The sequence below is a fragment of the Agriterribacter sp. genome (genome assembly GCF_035444585.1).
Taxonomy (GTDB): Bacteria; Bacteroidota; Bacteroidia; order Chitinophagales; family Chitinophagaceae; genus Agriterribacter.
Genome location: NZ_DAOMOZ010000040.1, coordinates 1 through 21,498, shown reverse-complemented (window position 1 = coordinate 21,498; position 21,498 = coordinate 1). Strand labels below are relative to the sequence as shown.

The window sequence follows — 21,498 nt, the reverse complement described above, 5'->3', positions numbered from 1 at the left end:
ATCTTTGCCGAAAAAGCAGGTGATGCCCCAAAAAACGGAATGGGAAAATGAACCGGAAGACGACGACAACAGCGAACCGCGTTATGAGCGGATGTCCTTTACCGTAGATAAAGGGCAGGATCCCATTCGTATAGACAAGTTCCTCATCAACCGTATGGAAGGGGGTACCAGGAATAAATTGCAGCAGGGTATTGAAAAGGGATTTGTTTTGGTGAATAACCAGGTGGTAAAAGCCAATTATAAAATACGCCCCGGTGATCATATCGTTATGTACTCCTATACCGCACCTGAACTAACAGAAGTGATCCCCGAACGGCTTCCACTGGATATCCGGTATGAGGATGATGATCTTATTATTCTTTACAAACCCGCCGGCATGGTAGTGCATCCCGGGTCGGGCAATTATACCGGAACAGTGGTAAACGGTATATCCTGGTATTTACAGCAACAAAACCCCGGTCTGTCTGAATCCGCGCTCCCCCGGTTTGGATTGATGCACCGTATAGACAAGAACACTACCGGCTTGCTGGTACTGGCGAAAAACGAAACAGCTTCGGTGCGCCTGGCCAGCCAGTTTGCGGCACATACCGTGCAAAGAAAATACATTGCTCTTGTATGGGGCGACTTTACGGGTGACAGTGGTACAATTACAGCTCATGTAGGGCGCCACCAGCGCCATCGTAAGGTAATGGACGTCTTTCCAGAAGGAGAACATGGAAAAGAAGCCATTACGCATTACAGGGTGCTGGAGCGACTGGGCTATGTAAGCTTGATCGAATGCCGCCTTGAAACCGGGCGAACCCATCAGATCCGCGTACACATGAAACATATAGGTCACCCCCTGTTTAACGATGAAACTTATGGCGGCAATAAAATTGTGAAGGGAACGGTTTTCACCAAATACAAACAGTTTGTTGAAAATTGTTTTGCGCTCTGCCCGCGCCATGCGCTACATGCCAAAACATTAGGGTTTATTCATCCGACTTCTGGTGAACAAATACTTTTTGAAAGTGAAATCCCCGCCGACATGCAATCGGTTATAGAAAAATGGAGAAGATATACAGGAGCAAAAGGCATTAATGTGGAATGATCCACTGCAATTGTTGAATATTTATTTTTTACATATCAGTTCCATGTACAGAAGAACCCGCGTCAGCTTTCTTCCCCTCCCAGCAATTCTCTTTCCACCTCTTCCATTTGCACTATATCCCAGGCCTCGCTTTCGGTGGGGGTAACATTGAGCAGCTCCAGCAGATCAAAACTTTTGAGTGTTTGTTTTACGGAAGGCTGGATAGCACATACTACAAATGAGCGATGGGATGTGTAAGCTTCCTGTTGCGCTTCGGCAAGAAATTTCGCCGCCGGTTGCTCAAGGGTTTGAACAGTTTTCAGATTCAGAATGATATGTTTAACATCATTTTGTGTAACTTCATTAAACAATTCACGTAGTTTATCTGTCATATTAGCAGAGAATCGGGATTCATTGAGCGATATGACATGAAATTTTTCCTTGGTATCTATTTTGAAGTTCATGCTTGAGTTCTTTTGATAGATTGATTTTTACAGGTAAAGTTTACCGCTTTTCAATGCTTTATCTGAATACGTAAAAGTGTGTTTTATCGAACGCATACATTCCAGTTCTGGAAGACAATAAATATGCCGTAACGCCCTCTAACACAATAATTCACACACCTGCAATGTTCTATTAATCATTAGAAGTCAAAATTATTAGTTATTATTGTATCGATCACTATTAAATTCTATTACATGGATAATAATTTTTCTACCCAGGTAAAAGAAATTATCTCATTCAGCAGGGAAGAAGCACTGAGGTTGGGAAATGATTTCATTGGAACAGAGCATCTGTTGCTGGGGTTGATCAGGGAAGGGGAAAATATGGCGGTGAAGATACTCAAGAATCTTAACGTTGACCTCTATGAGCTGCGTAAAGAAGTAGAGTTGGCAGTAAAAGATAAAACAGGAAAAAACATTGCCAATATTAACAGTTTACCCCTCACCAAACAGGCCGAGAAAGTAATCCGGGTTACCGTGCTGGAAGCCAAGGCGCTTAAAAGCCCTACCGTGGAAACGGAACACCTGATGCTTTCCATTTTGAAGAACAAAGAAAATATTGCTACACAAATTTTAAATCAGTTTGACGTGGACTACGACCTTTTCAGAAATGAGCTGGGCATGGTCAAAAGCAATGATGTGCGCAGCGAATATACCGATGATGCTGATGACGATTTCGATGATGAAAAGAAAAGTTACCAGCAAAAGTCAAAAACACAGGCGGCAAACACCAAAAGCAAAACGCCTGTTCTGGATAATTTCGGACGTGACATTACCCGGCTTGCCGAAATGGGTACTTTAGATCCTATTGTTGGCCGGGAAGAGGAGATTGAAAGAGTATCGCAGATACTGTCACGCCGTAAAAAAAACAATCCTATTCTCATTGGTGAGCCTGGCGTAGGTAAAACGGCTATCGTGGAAGGTCTTGCTTTACGCATTGTGCAGAGAAAGGTTTCCAGAGTGTTGTTTGATAAAAGGGTTGTTTCCCTTGACCTTGCCGCGTTGGTAGCAGGCACGAAATACCGTGGGCAGTTTGAAGAGCGGATGAAGGCCATTATGAATGAACTGGAAAAGAACAGAGATGTCATTCTGTTCATTGATGAAATTCACACCATAGTGGGAGCAGGCGGAGCCAGCGGTTCCTTAGATGCTTCCAACATATTTAAACCGGCACTTGCCCGGGGCGAACTGCAGTGCATTGGGGCATCAACACTGGATGAATACCGCATGTACATCGAAAAAGACGGTGCGTTAGACCGCCGGTTTCAGAAGGTGCTGGTAGACCCGCCGAGCGTAGATGAAACGATACAGATATTGCAGAACATTAAATCAAAATACGAAGATTTCCATAATGTAACGTATACGGAGGATGCCGTTGATGCCTGCGTAAAACTAAGTGACCGCTATGTTACCGACAGGCTGCTCCCCGACAAGGCCATAGACGTGATGGATGAAGTAGGTGCAAGGGTGCACCTGAAGAATATCAACGTGCCCAATGAAATCGTGGAACTGGAAAAGAAGATAGAAGATATTAAACAGGAGAAAAACAAAGTGGTAAAAAGCCAGCGCTTTGAAGAAGCGGCATCGCTGCGCGACAATGAAAAAAGGCTGCAGGAAGATCTGGAAAAAGCAAAGGCGCATTGGGAAGAAGAAAGCAAGCATAAACGTTACCCGATAGATGAAGAAGCGATAGCCGAAGTGGTGAGCATGATGACAGGCATTCCCGTAAAAAGAATGGTGCAGGCAGAAACGGATAAGTTGCGGCGTATGGCAGAAGACCTGTCGGGTGCAGTTGTAGGACAGGATGAAGCTATTCAAAAAATAGTAAAGGCCATACAACGTAACCGTGTAGGCTTGAAAGACCCCAAGAAACCCATTGGTACTTTTATTTTTCTTGGTCCTACAGGCGTTGGTAAAACAGAGCTTGCCAGAGCATTGGCAAGATACATGTTCGACTCGGACGATGCCCTGATACGGATTGATATGAGTGAATACATGGAGAAGTTCACGGTAAGCCGTTTGATCGGAGCACCTCCCGGATATGTGGGGTATGAAGAAGGCGGGCAGCTAACGGAAAAAGTGCGCCGTAAGCCTTACTCAGTAGTATTGCTCGATGAAATTGAAAAAGCACATCCCGATATCTACAATATTTTATTGCAGGTGCTTGATGACGGGCAGTTAACAGACGGACTGGGCAGAAAAGTAGATTTCAAGAACTCATTGATCATCATGACATCCAACATTGGTGTACGCCAGCTGAAGGATTTTGGTGAAGGTGTGGGTTTTGCCACGGCAGCACGGCAGTTGAGCTCGGAAGAGAACAATAAGGCTGTTATTGAAAAAGCGTTGAAGCGTACGTTCAGTCCTGAGTTTTTAAACAGGATCGATGATGTAATGATCTTCAATTCGCTTACCCAGGAGCACATCTTCAAGATCATTGATATTTTGATGAAGGGTGTTATGAAACGTTTGAGCACGCTTGGATTTTCACTTGAGCTTACACCAGAAGCCAAAAATTTCATTGCGGAAAAAGGATACGATCAGCAATTTGGCGCCCGTCCGTTGCACAGGGCTATCCAGAAGTACCTGGAAGATCCTTTGGCAGAAGAAATATTGAACACTCATGTAAAAGCAGGCGATGTGCTGATCGCTGATCTGGATAAGGAAAAATCATTGCTGAAATTTACCCTGAAAGAAGGAAGCAAGAAAGAAAAATCAGAAGCGTAACATAAACAAGATCTAAAAAGCAATGCCGGACTTTCGCAGTCCGGCATTTTTTATGTTCAATGAAAAAATCCTTTCCCCATTCTTCTTTTTCGTACAGTATGTATAATTTGCACCGCATTGAGTATGAAAAAAATCATCATAACCATAGATGGATGGTCGTCCTGCGGCAAAAGCACGTTGGCCAAACAACTGGCAGGAGCGCTCAAATATGTGTATATTGACAGCGGCGCAATGTATCGGGCCATTACTTTATACTTTCTACGGAATATGGTAGACTGGACCAAAGAAGAGCAGGTTTACAAGGCGCTGGAAAACATTGAGCTGGATTTCCGGCCAAATGAAAAAAGCATGGAAGCAGAAATATATCTTAACGGTGAAAATGTGGAATATGTGATCCGCGATCTGATCATAGCAGAAAAAGTGAGTGAGGTAGCAACCATTAAAGCTGTAAGAACATTTGCAGCAGAGCAGCAAAGAAAGATGGGCGAAAAAAAAGGAATTGTAATGGATGGAAGAGATATCGGCACCGTTGTTTTTCCAAAAGCGGAATTGAAAATATTCATGACTGCCGACAATGCCGTAAGGGTGGAGCGAAGGTTCCGTGAACTGTTTGCCAGGAACCCCAATATTACCATAGAAGAAGTAAAAAACAACCTGGAGATGCGTGATTATATTGATTCCCACCGCGAGGTAAGCCCTTTAAGGAAAGCAGAAGATGCGGTGGTGCTCGACAATTCCAATATTACTCCTGAACAACAATTACAGATAGCGCTTGATCTTGTAAAGCAGAAATTATAAACCGATATCTCATGTCCAAAAAAAGAATACGTGCCGGGTTGGCTGGATTCGGCATTTCCGCCAAAGTATTTCATCTCCCCTTTATCAACGCACTCACCGATAAATATGAATTGGTAAGCATACTGCAAAGAAAAGGCAATGAGGCGCAGGAAAAGTATCCTTCCGTTAAAATAGTAAGAGATATAGACGAGCTGGTTGATGACCCTGAAATTGATCTGGTTGTAGTTACTACACCTAACGATACCCATTTTCCGTATGCCAAAAAAGCGCTGGAAGCAGGTAAGCATGTAGTACTGGAAAAACCATTTACCAATACCACCAGGGAAGCAAGGGAACTGGTGAACATAGCTAAGCATTCGGGAAAAGCGCTGAGCGTATACCAAAACCGCAGGTATGTGAGTGACTTCCGTACCATGAAAGAAATTTTAGATAAAAAACTGCTGGGCGAAATACATGAATTTGAAGCGCATTACGATCGTTACCGTATGGAAGCCCGTCCGGCAGCGTGGAGGGAGGCGCCATTGCCCGGCAGTGGTATTTTATATGACCTGGGACCGCATATAATAGACCAGGCTTTATGTTTCTTTGGTATGCCTGCTGCTGTTACAGCAGATATAAGAATGCAACGACCGCATGCAAAAGTGGATGACTATTTTATCCTCTGGCTTGATTATGATTTTACGAAAGTAATTCTACATGCAGGCATGCTGGTAAGGGAGCCCGGCCCCAGGTATATGATACAGGGTACAAGGGGCTCGTTTATTAAATACGGGGAAGACCCCCAGGAAGCCAGGCTCAGGGCCGGTGAATTGCCTGTTGGCGAAGATTGGGGAATGGAACCCGAAGAAATGTTCGGGTTGATCCATACCGAAAAAGAGGGTAAAACAATTAAAGAAAAATATCCTTCTCATAAAGGCAGTTATGCCGATTATTATAATGAACTATACGAAAGCATAGTGAACGGGCTTCCGGTTAAAGAAAAACCGGAACATGGTTACAACACCATAAGGATCATAGAACTGGCTATACAAAGCAATAATGAAAAGAGAACTATTGACTGTACAGAACTGATGGATGTTGCTTATTAAAAGAAGAAAGAAAAAACAAGAACCAAATAACAAATAAAGCACGAATATTCAATTTCGAAATCCGAACGGAATACAAGGAACTAAGAACAAAAGACAAATAAGCCCGAAATCTAAAAATCGAAATCACTATTGTCCGGAGAAAATTTTTGAAAGTTAAATGAAAGCCAATACAGGAGAGTATTTTAGCCCCTCTCCGGGCGGAGAGGGGTTGGGGTGAGGCAACATCAAGCTGCTATAGGGCTTTATCACTTTTTCCGGCAGCAATGAACCAAAATTCGAAGTGATATAGGATTGTTTACATTAAAACTGGCAAATGGGCTATGGGCAAGAAGTACCGTACCCATTTCCACATTGGCGCTACCACAGCGGTCTTACGCTCCTTCGTTGCGTACCTACCGCCACCCGTCTATTCAGCCGCCCGCCCGGATGACTCCAGTCGGACGGGGACAGGCATTTCAAATTCCTCCTGCACTCGGGTGCAACAAAGCAGAACACACCATTTTAATTTATTGAAAATGAATTAGTTAATGACGGTGCACATATAATTTTCAAATTACTCAAACCGCCATCAAACTACATCCCCTGATATCACTGCTATCTATTCGTCCCAGTATTTCAAAGCTGCCGTCGGGGTAGAGCCTGCCTGCATCGTCGGTAGCAATAAAGGAGCAGGAATACATATTGGCAAGGTCAATGATATTGATCACGCCGCTTCTGCTATCGGTACCTGGCGCACTTATTATTTCAAGCGGGTCATCTTCATTCCGAAGGAGCACTCTCATCCATTTGGGGCAATGAAATATACCGTCTCTTTTTGAATAGGCCTGCGATAATAATTCAGTCATTCCATACTCCGAATGGATATAAGGCAGATGAAACGCTTCTTTTAATTGAGCATGCACTTCCTGCCTCGTCATTTCTGTTTTGCGGCCTTTCATGCCCCCGGTTTCCATTACAATCGTATGCTTCAAAGGCATAGGATGTTCTTCCGCAAAATCGAGCAAGGCAAATGTTACACCGATCAGCAGGGTTTTTTGTGCATCTTTTTCAAGCTCCCGTAGAGTACGGGCCAATTGATCGTGTTCATTTAAATAAAAGCCGCTTTTACTGTGTTTACTTAACCTGGTCAGCTCATCCACCATCGTTACCAGCGATGAATGCCGGCGTTCAAGGTAGGAAGGCAATAAGCCAATAATGCAGTAATCTTCCGGATCGCCATAAAACTGCGCAAACCCTTTTAAAAAGCTTTCCCTATACAAGGAAATATCTTTTACAGCATGTTTGCTGTTGATGGTTTGGGTGGTTCCACTGCTCTCAAAGATCATTTGGGGTTCAAACGTGGTGGTTTGTATGCTGTGGGTTTTAAAGAAATTTACCGGTAAAAAAGGGATCTGCTCCAGCGCTTTAACCCCTGCGGCATCCACCCCCAATGCCTCGGCAAACTGCCGGTAAATGCCGTTATTGGCGTATTGAAACTGAAACATTTCAATAGCGATACTTTCAAACGCCGAAATGTTAAAATCAAATATTCGGGTGCCTGTGCCGGTATATGATGAGCGTTTATTCAAAGGGAATATTTACATTTGTTTTAATGAATACAGCAATATGAAAATAAGGCTTGCAATACTTTTTTTAATATTTGTTACAGCTTCGTGCAGCAAAGATAAGTTTAGTGAGAAACCGAGCCTCACACTAAAAGAGGTGAGTGGCAATTATGTTCCCCTGGGTGATTATGCGGTTCGGTTTACAATTGAATATACCGACGCAGAGGGTGACATAGCAGGTGTGCCATTGTTTCTGGAAAAAATATCGTCCTCTTCTCCCTGCGCCGATGGCAACAGGGTGCCCAGCTACTTAGACAGTCTTAGTTTTACCCTACCCGCTGATGTGCCACCTACAAATAACCAAAAAGGGGAAATAATAATTACAATACAGGATCAATATCTTGCACGCATTGCCTGCAGCCCTGCCGATACCGTGGAACAAGCCGTTTACAAATTCTGGTTTAGGGATAGGGCCGGGAACGTAAGCGATACCATAACTGCACCCCCGATCACTATTGAAAAATCGTTTTGAGCTCAAAAAGAGGAATAGGAGTTTCGGTATTTGATCTTTTCATCAATACGAACATATATATATCGCTTTGTGCTGTGCTGATGGTAGCACAAACGGATCACTTTTTTGAACTGCAATACAATAGCCGCCTATTTTACCTGTTTGTATTTTGCGCTACCTTATGCAGCTACAACTTTCACTGGTACCTGACGCCTTTTGCGGCTTCCGGTTCGCCGCGTATTGCATGGAATCATACACACCGGCGCCTGTTACTGGGCATTTATATAGTTATGCTTATTGCATCGGCAGTACTTGCACTGCAACTGATTGGCCACTGGTTACCGCTGAGCATTGGCGTTCTGGCTACTTTTTTATATACTGCTCCCAAAATCCCACATAAATATTTTTCACTCCTTTCAAAAATTGCCATAGGCAAAACGCTCTTTCTCACTTTTGTGTGGATGTACGTTACAACGGCATTGCCTGTACTGGTAGCCGGTGAGGAATGGACAACAGCGCATACTCTTTTTTGTGCCAGCCGTTTTTTCCTGATATATGCCATTTGTATTTTATTCGACTACCGCGACAGGGAGGCAGACCGCATGCAGGGTGTTAAAAGCATGATCACCTGGATGAGTGAAAAAAATATATTACTGATATTCCTGGTTGCCCTGGCATTGTTTGTGATCAGTACGGTTGCGCTAAGCACACAGTCCTTTTCTACTTTTTCCATTATTTTGTTATTGACCCCCGGCGGCATTGTGCTGGGCTTGTATAATTATGCCCGGAAACATTTTTACGATTATCTTTATTATTTTGTACTGGACGGGCTGATGATGTTTTCCTCGCTTTTAACCCTGCTGTTGAGGATTTAACTATTTTTGGAATCAATTCAATATAAAATGGCAAAAAATACAAAAGCAAAGCAAAAACCTGTAGTAAATGACAGTTCTCTTCTTTTTCTAAAAAATTACCTGAACAATGCCTCTCCAACCGGCTTTGAAAGCAGCGGTCAGAAATTATGGCTCCAATATATCAAACCTTATGTGCACACCCATTTCGTTGACCCTTATGGCACGGCGGTAGGAGTGATAAACCCCGATGAGAAATTCAAGGTAGTAATAGAAGCCCATGCAGATGAGATCAGTTGGTTTGTGAATTATATTACCAATGAGGGGTTGATCTATCTGAAACGCAACGGTGGTGTGGATCACCAGATCGCTCCCGGTAAAAGAGTTATCATTCATGGCAAAAAAGGTCCGGTAAAAGCGGTATTTGGCTGGCCGGCCATACACACCCGCATGGGCGGTGGCGATAAAGAAACGCACCCTAAAGTAGATAATCTTTTTTTGGATTGCGGAGCCAGAAGCAAAAAAGAGGTGGATGCGTTGGGTGTTCACATCGGTTCTGTAGCTACTTATGAAGAAGGGTTCGACGAACTGGCCTATGGATATTATATCGGCAGGGCTATGGATAACCGCATTGGAGGCTTCATGATCGCTGAAGTGGCCCGCCTGCTCAAAGAAAATAAAAAAAATATTCCTTTCGGATTATATATTGTAAACGCCGTTCAGGAAGAAACAGGGTTAAGAGGAGCCGAGATGATAGCCCGCAGGATTAAACCCGACGTGGCCGTTATTACGGATGTAACCCACGACACCACCACCCCTATGATCAATAAAATGATCGAAGGCGACGTAGCCTGCGGAAAAGGCCCGTCGCTGGCTTATGGGCCAGCTGTCCACAACAAATTACTGGATATAGTGCAAAAAGTAGCAGAAGACAAAAAAATACCTGTGCAGCTACGCGCGGTAAGCCGCAGCACCGGAACCGATACCGAATCATTTGCATATGCCAATGACGGCTGCCCCTCTGTGCTTATTTCCATCCCGCTCAGGTACATGCATACTACAGTAGAAATGCTGCACAAAGAAGACATTGAAAACACGATCAGGCTCATGTATGAAACACTGCTTACGTTAACACCTAAAACAAAGCTGAATTATTTTTAAAGCACAAAATCTGATGCAATGAATATAACAGCATATATTGACCCCGGTAGCGGAAGCTACCTCGTGCAGATGATCATTGCAGGCATACTGGGCATTGCCTTTTATTTTAAAACGATCTGGGCTACCATTAAATCCTTCTTCGGGGGCAGAAAAGAAATACCCAAAGACAAAGAAAAGAATGAATAAGGTACGAAACCACCCGGCCTCCTACAGGGACCCTTCGGGGTTTGTTTTTTTGTATGAAGGGAAATATTACAGGCAGGTGAACCAGTGTTACAAAGATGATTACCAGGCCTTAAAGCAATCCGGGTTATACAATCAGCTGGTTAAAGAAAAAAAACTTATTCCACATATTGAACTGGACAAAAATTTCAGCCAGTCCGACGAATGGTATTGCACTTTGCTGCCGGAGCAAATAACTTTTCTTTCCTGGCCATACGAGTGGTGTTTCAGCCAGCTAAAGGATGCCGCATTGCTTACCTTATATATTTTAAAGGAAGCTATACAACATGGGATGATATTAAAAGACGCCACGCCTTTTAATATTCAGTTTAAAAATGGCAGACCCGTTTTTATTGACACCCTGTCTTTTGAAAAATACGACGACACCCAGCCATGGGTAGCCTACCGCCAGTTTACCGAATCTTTCATCGTTCCTTTGCTATTGTGCGTTTACCGCTCACCGGAAATGCTGAAATTACTGCAGGCTTATCCGGATGGCATTCCCCTGAAGCTTGCATCGAAATGGCTTCCTTTGCGCAGCAGGTTTAATCTTAATGTTTTCCTGCACATTTTTTTACAAAACAAGGTGTCGGAAAAATCAAACCGGAACTCCGCGGCCCAACCTGCATTTTCCCGGAAAAAATTGTTATCTATTGCTAATAACCTGTTATCATTTGTTTCGGGAATGCAGCTTAAACCGATTAGAACAATCTGGAACAATTATTACGATGAGACGGTATTGAATGAAAAATACGTGAATGATAAACGCTCTGTTGTAGAGGGATGGCTGAAAGAAATTCCTGTAAAAACCATTCTGGATGCCGGAACAAACACCGGATTGTTCGCCAAGGCTGCTGCAACACATGCAGAAACCGTTATTGCAATAGATTCTGATGCGGATTGCATCAACAGTTTATACGTGCACTGCAAACAAACAGGCAATACCTGTATACTTCCACTGCTGATAGACATTTGCCAGCCAACGCCATCAACAGGTTGGCACAATGAAGAAAGAAGTGCCTTCATAAGCCGGTGCAGGGTAGATATGGTATTGGCCCTGGCAATTATTCACCATCTTGTGATAGGTAAAAATGTACCGTTGCAGCAGGTTGCAGAAACATTAAGTACCCTAACCGATTACCTCGTCATTGAATTTGTGCCTAAGGAAGATGTGAAAGTAAAGCAAATGCTACTGCAAAGGAAAGATATTTTCCCGCATTATACTGTAAAAGCATTTGAAGACATATTCAGTTCCTCTTTTGAGATTCTTCAAAAAATAAAGGTGGGTGAAACCGAGAGATCCCTGTTTTTAATGAAAAAGAAAAATTAAATACTACTCAAAAATATTTCATGTGCGTTTTAAAATTGCCCGGCATATTATCAGCTTCTTAAAAACTATCCCTTTACATAGCTTTCTGCTTCCCGTATTATTTATCCTGGGGGTTTATCTTAATTATAGCGGGCTAATCGATGGGGATACCGCACTGGTCATTTTTCTTATAGTAATGCTGCTCATTGTTGCAGTTTTTCTTATCCTGCTCTATTTTTTCAAAAACGCTTTAAAAGCGGCAGCAATTACTACAGTATTATCGGTTACCTACCTTTATTTCAAAAACATTCAGCAATCCTTTTCCGGCATACCTGTACTTGATGCACTTACGCGTTACCGGTTTTATGTGCCCTTCCTGGTAATTGCCCTGTCTTATTTATTATATAAAATATCAAGGGCCCGACAGTTGTTTAAAGTAACATTATATCTGAATACACTTTTTTCTGTTTATCTTTTAATGATACTGTGGGGAATAGCAAAGCTCTGGACAGAAACAGCGATTGAGAAAAGGAATATTATACAAAACATTGATATACACAAACGCGATTCAACTCTTAAGACCCAACATCCATCTCCTGATATCTGGTATATTGTTTTTGACGGCTACCCTTCCTCAGCATATATCAGGGATGTTTTGAAAAGCGATAATGCCGAATTGGATACCTTGCTTGAAAAAAACGGATTTTTTTTGGCAAAACATTCAAAAAGCAATTACAATGAAACGGCTTTTTCAATGGCTGCCACATTCAGCATGCAGTATCTCACATGGTTGAAAGACACTTCCGCGGCTTTGTCAGCTATTTATTACAAAGCAGCAAGCAGTGTTGAGATCTCCCCTGTTATCCAATATGTGAAAGCCGCAGGATATGATTTTTACAACTTATCCATATTTGATTTCACAGATCATCCTTCAATAGAAAAATGTTACTTCAACAATTCCGCGAGCGAAACCGTTATTCTCTATAACACCTTATGGGAAAGTTATAAAAGAGATATAAGGTGGAACTTTTATGATGCAACAAACAGCTCAACCGCTTCTCCCGCAGATCAGCAAAGTGCTTCCAAAAAGGAAGGTTTGAGCTTTAATGATATAATTATTGATTCGTTAAATAAGCTTTCCGTTGTAGCCGGTAAAAACCCCAGGTTCATTTACGGGCATGTTTACATTCCGCACTTCCCGTATATTTATAATTCTGCCGGGGAACCCTACAAAGACAGTGTATACAGCTCTGAAGTATATCATAATAAAAAAAGGTTCAGTGAGTACACGGGATATGGCCGGAAAATACTGGTTTCACTGGTTAAGCGAATATTGCAAAACAGCAACCAGCCCGTAATTATTTTGCAAAGCGACCACGGTGCAGCACTGGCACTTTACGACGGCTCCCCGAAACCTTATCGCTTTAGTAATTACTCCTCCTTTTATTTTCCTGATAAGAACTATGATAATTTATACGACAGCATAAGCAATGTAAATACCTTCAGGATAGTCCTGAACAAGTATTTTGATCAGCAGTTTCCGTTGCTCCCGGATAGCACGATTGATTTTGTAAACTAAGGATATAATGTGTAACGGCTAAGCCATCGCATAACCCGGACGACGACCTTACCCGTTCCTTTCTTTATTCAGATTTTGTAACCGTTCATGGTCCCTGTCGTAAGCCTTGATAATGGCCTTAACCAGGCGATGGCGAACTACATCATCTTCATCCAGCTCAATATGGGTAATGCCATCAATACCATTCAATATGCGGGTAGCTTTTTCAAGACCGCTCCGCTGGTGCTTGGGAAGGTCAACCTGGGTGATATCGCCGGTTATGATGGCTTTTGCATTGGCACCTATACGTGTTAAAAACATTTTGATCTGCAGATCAGTAGCGTTCTGAGCTTCATCCAGTATTATAAATGCATTATCCAGTGTGCGTCCGCGCATATAAGCCAACGGCGCTATTTCAATTACACGGGTACTCATGTAATAACCCAGCTTATCGGCAGGTATCATGTCATCCAGCGCGTCATACAGAGGACGAAGATAAGGATCAATTTTTTCCTTCAGGTCGCCGGGTAAAAAACCGAGGCTTTCCCCTGCTTCAACAGCCGGACGGGTAAGGATGATCTTTTTCACCGACTTGTTTTTTAATGCCCGTACTGCCAGTGCCACAGCCGTATACGTTTTACCTGTTCCCGCCGGGCCGATAGCAAATACGATATCATTTTTTTCGGCTGCCGATACCAGGCGCTTCTGATTGGGCGTTCTGGCTCTTACGCTTTTACCATTAGGGCCAAACACCAATATATCATTGCTGTTGCGCTCCACAAAATTGTCTACCGTCTCTGCATCATCACCACCCAATATCTGTTCAAAATAATTTTCGCTTACATGCCCGTTCCGTTCCAGGTATTGAATAAGCAATACGATCTTTTCTTTTGCTGACTCAATTTGCTCAGGAGCGCCGCTCAGCTTAATTTGCGTACCACGGCTGAGGATTTTTAAAAGCGGGAATTTCTTTTTAAGAAGATCAAGTTTGCCGTTGTTAACACCAAAAAACTCAATAGGATTAACGGTTTCGAGGTTAATGATTGTTTCTGTCAATTCAATTCGGTTTATTGTTCACAAATAGTCATTCAGACTACCCATCCATTGAAATCAAATGTAAGGATTCGCTGCCTATAAAATACAAAATTACTTATACACAAATGTGAATACTTTTCTAAAATCCTGCCAGTATCTTAAAATTCAACAAGCGGGGAGTTAACCGGTTGGGAATAGCGTAAACAGTATTAGAAAAATCTTTGATAAGCATATAAGAAATGGTATTGTCGCGATCAAGCAGGTTAAATACCTCAAGGCTTGCCCATATATTATCGAATTCCCGGAAAGGATTACGGCTTCTGCGATTGCTTTTATCACTGCTCAGTAGTAAAGCGCTGAAACCGATATCAACACGTATATAAGGGTCAATGATTATACCATTGCGGTAACGTATGCTGCCGGGAATATTATAGGGCATACTGGTTCCGTATACCATATTTAAATGCACTTTAAAATTTTTGTTGGTGCTTAAATAATCCTGGAAGAACATACCAAATGTAAGCAGCCGGTCGGTAGGGCGGCGCATCCATCCTTTGTCAAAACGAACGCTGTCGGCAACTGCCTGATCTTCTGTTTGAGCCGTAATAAATTCTCCGTTTGCATTTTTATAGCGATAATAATGAAAATCGTTTATCTTTTCCATAGTACGCATCAGCCCTATGCTGACCCAGCTTTCGGCATCCTTTACCAGTTCACTGAACAGGCGCATCTCCATACCCATTGCATATGCTTTGGCGTTGTTACTGCCAAAATAGCGGATGCGCACATTATCTATATCATAAGGATCAACATTATACAAATGCTTGTAATATGCTTCTAAAGTTACCCGGGACGGCCGCTCCCACAATTTGAAATTGCGATCGGCGCCTGCCGCCACCTGCCAGCTCCGCTGCGCTTTTACCGCTGTATTAACTGATCCGTCGTATCGCCTCAGCTCCCGGTAAAAAGGGGGCTGATCGTATGCACCTGCCGCAAGTTTTAAAACCCAGTCTGTGCCTGCACCAGGCATCCACGACATTTGTGCACGCGGCGACAGCAATAATTCATTGTTCAAAGAATTGTAGTTAAATCGTATTCCCGCCTGTACAGTAATATGGGATGCGCTGCCAAATAATATATTGTCCTGTACATAGCCCGACAGCTTACTGATATCAAGATCAGTTGCCGACTTCCTTACCCGGTACAATTGCAGCGTACCGGGCTGATACGGCAGATTATAGCCTGCGGAATCCTGTGCTTCCCATTCGCTTAACCGGTCGGAGATCATTGTTTTTTCCGCGCTTATACCCCATTGAATGAAATGTTTTTCATTATCCCATCTTCCTTTGTGAGATATATTCCAGTTTTCGATATCCAGCCTGTTCCTCGCATGATTGATAAATGTTCCTGCACCCAATGGATTAACAATTGATCCGAAACCGGGCTGCGATTTATCGAAGCTCCTTTCCCCGAATAAATAAGCGCCGGTAATATCATACAATTCCTGTTCATTATTCCGGAACCCGCTCAACATCCATTTTAATTTCAGCTTTTTATTTACCTGCTGCAATGCACTTACACCGATCATATTCGTCAAATATTGGTCCCGTTCACTTCCGTCAAAATAGATATCGAGTCCAAGATTGGTGCTGAACAAAGGTGAAAGAACGGATGACGTAAGTTTCGCCTCTTCAGGAATAAGCGTGAATTTTGTGCGGGACAGATTACCCAGCAGCTCTAATTGCCATCTGCTGTTTAAACGATAGGTAAACAAAGCCTGGATATCGGATGAAGAAGGAATATAATTACCTTTTGTTTCCTGACTGCTCAGGAGATTTCTGTTAGACCTGTTGCGTACCCCGACCAGGTAGCTGAATTTTTCATTTTTGGTGATCCCTTCCACATGAAAACCCTGCTCCAGCAAACCGATATATGCCGAGCCTGCGAAGGCTTTAGGCTTTTTATACTGAATGTCGAGTACACTGCTCATCTTGTCTCCATATTTCGCCTGAAAGCCTCCATTGTAAAAGCTTATACCACCTGTGAGCTCAGGATTAATAAAACTCAAACCTTCCTGCTGCCCGCTGCGCACCAGGTAAGGGCGAAAGATCTCAAAGTCGTTGATGTAAACAAGGTTTTCATCGTAATTGCCACCCCGTACCGTATACTGTGATGTGAGCTCGTTATTGCTGCCAACAAATATCTTTATGAGACTTTCTACGCCACCGGTAGCAGACGGAATGGTGAGCGCGTGTTTGGGATTGATGCGTATGAGCCCAGTTTCTGTACGTTCTTTTTCATTTTTTACAATAACCTCCTCCAATACTTTTGAGCTGCTTTCCATACGAATGACCACTTTCTCCAACTCATTTTCGCTGAGGTAAAAATTACGCTGAACAGTATGGAAGCCGGTGAAGGAAAAAACGAGCGCTAACGCTTTGCCCGCAGGTACTTTTATGGCGAATGTGCCAGAGTCGGAAGTTGCTGTTCCGCTTTGCTTTCCTAAAATGGTTATGGTTACTTTGGCTAAGGGTTTTTCGTTTGCATCTACCACTTTGCCCGAAACAACAGCAGATCTTTGTTGTGCCGGCAACACAGAAGATATCAGCATACAAAATAGCACCAACAAAGTTCTGGAGGCAGGCATCAGCAAATAAACTGGTTTAACAGGGCAATATTACACAATCATAGTGATTATGAGATCTATCGCTTCACCACCCTACAGTATTAACGCTAAAGCTGTACTGCCATTATAAACGCTTCTTTTATTTTTGCAAATTGTATAGTATTTTCGGCAATACTCAAATTTCTGTTTATGCCAGTACATAAAATGTTTCGGTTTGCCGCGCTTTTTATTATTATATTAGCCGGTGCACAGCTTCCCGCATCTGCACAAATTGCCACACCCGGAAACCCTTTACCCGCCTGGAAGGAAGGATACCTTGATCTTCACCATATCAATACCGGCTGGGGAGACGCTGCATTTTATATTTTCCCCGATGGTACCACTATGCTTTTTGATGCCGGAGAAATGAACCCCACCGGCAGCCGCGCTTTCACACCACGCAATGCGGCTATGCGGCCCAATTACAGTAAAAGAGCATACGAATGGATCGTGGAATATATTAAGAAAGTATCGCCATTAAAAGATAAAGCGGTAATTGACTATGCCGCCATCTCGCACTTCCACGACGATCATTTCGGGAGCTGGTACCCGGGGGCAAAGTTGTCGGCTACCGGAAAATACAACCTTACCGGAATAACAGGCGTAGGCGAACTTATTCCTATTCGTTGCCTGTTGGACAGGGATTTCCCCGACTATGATTATCCCTACAGCATAAAAAGAAATAAAGACAGGTTCAGCGGTGAGATCAATTTCTGGAAGACGATGCAGAATTATTTTGATTTTATTGCTGCGCAACAGCAAAAAGGAATGAAGGCTGAGCGGTTCAAAGCGGGCAGTCGCAGTCAGGTGCATATGAAATACCATGCCAGGCAATATCCAGCTTTTTATGTGCAGAATGTAAAAGCAAACGGGCTGATATGGACAGGAAGAGACAGCGCCACCGCGTCGTTTTTCCCGCCTGTTGATACCGCCAACCCACGCAGTTGGCCCAGTGAAAACGGACTGAGCCTGGTATTAACATTGAATTACGGACCTTTTACATATTATACCGGCGGCGATTGCGGCGGCATCGTATCTTATGGTGATGAATGGTGGGAGGATGTAGAAACACCTGTGGCTAAAGTGGTAGGAGAAGTGGATATTGCCACGTTAGACCATCACGGTAACCGTGATGCTGTAAACGAGTTTCAGGTTAAAACATTTAAACCCAGGGTATGGATACAGCAATCCTGGTCATCTGATCACCCGGGTGAAGAAGTACTGCGTCGTTTAACCACGCCTTATTTATACGAGGGGCCGAGGGATCTGTTTACTACAAATATGCTTGATGCAAATAAATACGTGATAGGTACACGGGTTGATCATTCCTACAAAAGTTTGCAGGGACATATTGTAGTAAGGGTTTTGCCGGGCGGCAAAGAATATTACGTAATTATATTAGACGATAGCAGAGAGGATATGCCGGTAAAAGATGTATTTGGACCTTACCGGTCAAAAAGCCGGCAATAACCAATTTAAAATACCTTCGATAAAACACCTGTTTGCATAATTCCTTATCATGTGCACTGGTAATTTTCAGTTATCTTTACATGTTCCCGCTGAGGAAACCAACTTATTGAAATAACATAAAATACTTTTATCGTTTGCATTTTACAGAATTTAATTTTCACCCTGCGTTACTTGAAGGAATTGAGGCGTCCAACTATGAAACAGCCACTCCGGTACAACAACAGGTAATTCCTCCTATACTTGCCGGGAAAGACATTATCGCTTCGGCACAAACAGGCACCGGCAAAACAGCCGCTTTTTTGCTGCCCATTATTCATCGCCTGCTGCAGAAAGAAACCAACGGTCAGATACGCGCACTGGTAATTGTACCAACCCGCGAGCTGGCAATACAGATTGCCCAGCACCTGGAAGGACTTTCTTATTTTACTTCTATCAGTTCCCTGGCCGTATACGGTGGCAGCGAAGCCCAGAATTTTGTTGGGGAGAAGAAAGCATTACAGATGGGTGCTGATATTATTATTTGTACCCCCGGCCGATTTATAGCCCACCTTAACATGGGCTATGTATCCATAAAAGGGCTGGAATTTCTAGTACTGGATGAGGCAGACCGGATGCTGGATATGGGCTTCCAGGACGAGATCAGCAGGATAATAACACAATTGCCGCTCAAGCGCCAAACTTTATTGTTTTCTGCCACCATGCCTCCCAAGATCAGGAATTTAGCCCGGCAGATCCTTATTGATCCTGTAGAGATCAATATCGCTATTTCCCGTCCTCCCGAAAAGATCGTACAAAGGGCTTTTGTAATATACGAGGCGCAGAAGCTTCCGCTGGTAAAATATTTACTGACCAAAACACCTTTTAAAAGCGCGCTCATCTTTTGCAGCAGGAAGCAAAATGTAAAAGCTTTGACGCGAATGCTGAAACAAAATGGTTTTACGGTAGAGGAAATGCATAGCGACCTTGTACAATCACAAAGAGAAAATGTGCTGATCAGTTTCACAAGCGGGCGTATACCCATACTGGTAGCCACTGATATTTTAAGCCGCGGAATTGATATTGATACCATTGACCTGGTTATCAATTACGATGTTCCGCGCGACGGGGAAGATTATGTTCATCGCATCGGCCGAACAGCAAGGGCCGAAGCCGATGGTATGGCCTTTACGCTGGTAGGGGAAAAAGAACAGAACAGCTTTGCAGCAATAGAAGAACTCATCGGAAAAGAGGTGGAAAAGGCAGCTTTACCGCAATTCCTTGGTGAAACACCAGCCTGGCGCCCCCGGAAAAGATCGGGCAACAGGAAACCACAAAGAAAATTTTACAGGCGAAAGCCGGGACGGTATTAAGAGCCGGCAAGACGGTGTGTTGCGTTTACAATAAACGCAATATTTTGTATGCAGTGATCTGTACTATTTCCCCGATTTTTATGAGGCAATACCATCGTTGGCAGAAATGCTTTCTATAAGTATTTTAATTTCCTCTTTCGTTCTGTTCTTCTTCTTTGCGAGGCGCTCCAGCAATTCATCTTCCTTACCCGGAGCATAATCCAGGTCCTCTTCTGTAAGCTCATGATCATTTTCTTTGAGCATTTCTTTTACATATTCCCATGGACGTTCAAGCTTTAATTTATAGTTTTCCATACTGTGGTTTTTAAAGAAACAACAATATTCACGCCATTCAATAAAAAAAGGGAACTGAAACGTATTTCAATTCCCTTCTGCATTATTAACTGACTTTATTTATGATGCTGTTCGCAGGTAGGAATTATTCAATCCAAAATTGTTTTCCCTGGTCCTGAACCCGGAACGGATCCTGCTGAGGCTTTCTTTGGTAATACCTAAAAAAGAAGCAAGATAGGTGAGCGGGATACGCTGCAAAGCCTCAGGCTGCTTTTGTGTAAAATAGTGATAGCGGTCTGCCGCCTCCATAAAACGGGTAGCAAAAAGGTTCTCCTGCATTTCCATAATAAAAGTGCTCATTATGGTACGGTTCAGCTTGTCAATTGCCGCATACTGGCGCCCCAGGCTCAGCAATTCGTTATAAGGAATTACACCTATTACCGAATCTTCAAGGATATGCATACTTTCTTTTGCCGGTGTATTGAATAACAGGCAATGGAGAGAAGATATGATATGACCATCATATCCCAGCCAGGTAGTATGCTCCTTTTGCGTTGTTTTATGAAAAAGCCGGTAAGAGCCTTTTACAATAACAAAAAGATCGCCACAGAACTGATCCTGTTCAAACACATGATCATTTTTGCGGTACTCTTTCAAAGTAATAATGCTTTTCAGCGCCTGCCGGCTGGCATCATCCAATGGCGTATACTGCTGACAAATGGTAATGACCTGCTCCATGGTTTGGGGTTCAATCAAAGTAAATTTTTTCACGGGGGTAGAAATTAAATTCGATAAAAATGAAATTATCATACATTAAACGGGCATGCAAAACTATTATTATGAGGTTTGTTATTTTCTGTACCGGCATTACCTTATGCTAATCAAAACCAGCATAAAATTTAATGACATCCATGCTGTTATGCCGTAACAGCAGGCCCCGCCAGACGGCAGGAAATCGTATATAAAATATTTATAAACAATATTTTATACGTTCTTTAAACGTTGTATAACATCTTTGGGATCAGGTGCATCAAAAATAGTGGTTCCTGCTATCAAACCATGGGCGCCGGCTTCAACAACAGCTTTGGCATTCTGCAGTGTAATTCCCCCGTCTACTTCAATAACAGTATTGAGCTTTAACTGATCAATGCGTTGCCGGAGCAATTGTATTTTAGTTAAAGTGTGCGGTATGAATTCCTGCCCCCCGAAACCGGGGTTTACGCTCATCATACAAATAATATCAGTGTATTCAAGAATGTCCTGCAGCAATTGAACAGGTGTATGAGGATTTACAGCGATACCGGCTTTCATCCCGAGGTTCTTGATCTGCTGGATATTGCGGTGCAGGTGCGGGCAGGCTTCATA

General features: G+C 43.0%; 19 protein-coding genes. 12 read left to right on the top strand and 7 right to left on the bottom strand.

Going from position 1 to position 21,498, the window contains the following annotated elements; genetic code table 11:
• The first annotated feature begins 22 nt into the window (after positions 1–22).
• Complete coding sequence (locus PLH26_RS06615) at positions 23–1,090, top strand: RluA family pseudouridine synthase (RefSeq protein ID WP_324585212.1); 1,068 nt, start codon at positions 23–25, stop codon at positions 1,088–1,090.
• 62 nt (positions 1,091–1,152) lie between these two features.
• Here PLH26_RS06615 and PLH26_RS06610 read toward each other — a convergent pair whose 3' ends face one another.
• Positions 1,153–1,533, bottom strand: coding sequence for an STAS domain-containing protein (locus PLH26_RS06610; protein ID WP_324585211.1), 381 nt, complete (start codon positions 1,531–1,533; stop codon positions 1,153–1,155).
• Between the two features lie 234 nt (positions 1,534–1,767).
• Between PLH26_RS06610 and PLH26_RS06605 the strand changes: the two genes are divergently transcribed.
• From PLH26_RS06605 to PLH26_RS06595, 3 genes are all read left to right on the top strand, one after another.
• Positions 1,768–4,299, top strand: a complete 2,532-nt coding sequence (locus PLH26_RS06605; RefSeq protein WP_324585210.1) for an ATP-dependent Clp protease ATP-binding subunit — start codon at positions 1,768–1,770, stop codon at positions 4,297–4,299.
• 123 nt (positions 4,300–4,422) lie between these two features.
• A complete protein-coding gene (gene cmk, locus PLH26_RS06600) occupies positions 4,423–5,097 on the top strand; it encodes a (d)CMP kinase (protein WP_324585209.1) in 675 nt (224 codons plus the stop codon).
• Between the two features lie 11 nt (positions 5,098–5,108).
• Positions 5,109–6,185: an oxidoreductase gene (locus PLH26_RS06595; protein WP_324585208.1), complete on the top strand. Its 1,077-nt coding sequence runs from the start codon at positions 5,109–5,111 to the stop codon at positions 6,183–6,185.
• Between the two features lie 557 nt (positions 6,186–6,742).
• On the opposite strand, the gene PLH26_RS06590 is transcribed toward PLH26_RS06595, so the two are convergent.
• Positions 6,743–7,753: a LuxE/PaaK family acyltransferase gene (locus PLH26_RS06590; RefSeq protein WP_324585207.1), complete on the bottom strand. Its 1,011-nt coding sequence runs from the start codon at positions 7,751–7,753 to the stop codon at positions 6,743–6,745.
• Between the two features lie 37 nt (positions 7,754–7,790).
• Here PLH26_RS06590 and PLH26_RS06585 point away from each other — a divergent pair, with 37 nt between their 5' ends.
• The 6 genes from PLH26_RS06585 to PLH26_RS06560 are packed head-to-tail and all read left to right on the top strand — an operon-like array spanning position 7,791 to position 13,362.
• Entirely contained in the window at positions 7,791–8,261 is a 471-nt protein-coding gene (locus PLH26_RS06585) for a hypothetical protein (protein WP_324585206.1), read from the top strand.
• The gene (locus PLH26_RS06580) at positions 8,258–9,115 is read left to right on the top strand and encodes a UbiA prenyltransferase family protein (protein WP_324585205.1); all 858 of its coding nucleotides are present in this window, start codon (positions 8,258–8,260) and stop codon (positions 9,113–9,115) included. The genes PLH26_RS06585 and PLH26_RS06580 overlap by 4 nt, the downstream gene beginning before the upstream one ends.
• A gap of 27 nt (positions 9,116–9,142) precedes the next feature.
• Positions 9,143–10,252: a M20/M25/M40 family metallo-hydrolase gene (locus PLH26_RS06575; RefSeq protein WP_324585204.1), complete on the top strand. Its 1,110-nt coding sequence runs from the start codon at positions 9,143–9,145 to the stop codon at positions 10,250–10,252.
• Positions 10,253–10,270: 18 nt separating this feature from the next.
• Positions 10,271–10,438: a hypothetical protein gene (locus PLH26_RS06570; protein ID WP_324585203.1), complete on the top strand. Its 168-nt coding sequence runs from the start codon at positions 10,271–10,273 to the stop codon at positions 10,436–10,438.
• Positions 10,431–11,804: a class I SAM-dependent methyltransferase gene (locus PLH26_RS06565; protein ID WP_324585202.1), complete on the top strand. Its 1,374-nt coding sequence runs from the start codon at positions 10,431–10,433 to the stop codon at positions 11,802–11,804. The genes PLH26_RS06570 and PLH26_RS06565 overlap by 8 nt, the downstream gene beginning before the upstream one ends.
• A gap of 22 nt (positions 11,805–11,826) precedes the next feature.
• Positions 11,827–13,362, top strand: coding sequence for a hypothetical protein (locus tag PLH26_RS06560; RefSeq protein WP_324585201.1), 1,536 nt, complete (start codon positions 11,827–11,829; stop codon positions 13,360–13,362).
• Between the two features lie 48 nt (positions 13,363–13,410).
• On the opposite strand, the gene PLH26_RS06555 is transcribed toward PLH26_RS06560, so the two are convergent.
• Positions 13,411–14,397: a PhoH family protein gene (locus PLH26_RS06555; protein ID WP_324585200.1), complete on the bottom strand. Its 987-nt coding sequence runs from the start codon at positions 14,395–14,397 to the stop codon at positions 13,411–13,413.
• Positions 14,398–14,515: 118 nt separating this feature from the next.
• A complete protein-coding gene (locus PLH26_RS06550; protein ID WP_324585199.1) occupies positions 14,516–17,023 on the bottom strand; it encodes a TonB-dependent receptor in 2,508 nt (835 codons plus the stop codon).
• A gap of 168 nt (positions 17,024–17,191) precedes the next feature.
• Between PLH26_RS06550 and PLH26_RS06545 the strand changes: the two genes are divergently transcribed.
• Together PLH26_RS06545 and PLH26_RS06540 are read left to right on the top strand one after the other, a co-directional pair.
• Complete coding sequence (locus PLH26_RS06545) at positions 17,192–18,511, top strand: ComEC/Rec2 family competence protein (RefSeq protein ID WP_324585198.1); 1,320 nt, start codon at positions 17,192–17,194, stop codon at positions 18,509–18,511.
• A 134-nt stretch (positions 18,512–18,645) separates the two neighbouring features.
• Positions 18,646–19,860 (top strand): DEAD/DEAH box helicase, encoded by a 1,215-nt coding sequence (locus PLH26_RS06540; RefSeq protein ID WP_324585197.1) that lies wholly within the window; start codon positions 18,646–18,648, stop codon positions 19,858–19,860.
• A 78-nt stretch (positions 19,861–19,938) separates the two neighbouring features.
• Here the strand turns inward: PLH26_RS06540 and PLH26_RS06535 are convergent, their stop codons facing one another.
• From PLH26_RS06535 to PLH26_RS06525, 3 genes are all read right to left on the bottom strand, one after another.
• Positions 19,939–20,154: a hypothetical protein gene (locus PLH26_RS06535; protein ID WP_324585196.1), complete on the bottom strand. Its 216-nt coding sequence runs from the start codon at positions 20,152–20,154 to the stop codon at positions 19,939–19,941.
• 99 nt (positions 20,155–20,253) lie between these two features.
• Entirely contained in the window at positions 20,254–20,904 is a 651-nt protein-coding gene (locus PLH26_RS06530; RefSeq protein WP_324585195.1) for a Crp/Fnr family transcriptional regulator, read from the bottom strand.
• A gap of 213 nt (positions 20,905–21,117) precedes the next feature.
• Positions 21,118–21,498, bottom strand: a 381-nt coding sequence (locus tag PLH26_RS06525; protein ID WP_324585194.1) for a ribulose-phosphate 3-epimerase, incomplete at its 5' end; no start/stop codon positions are given.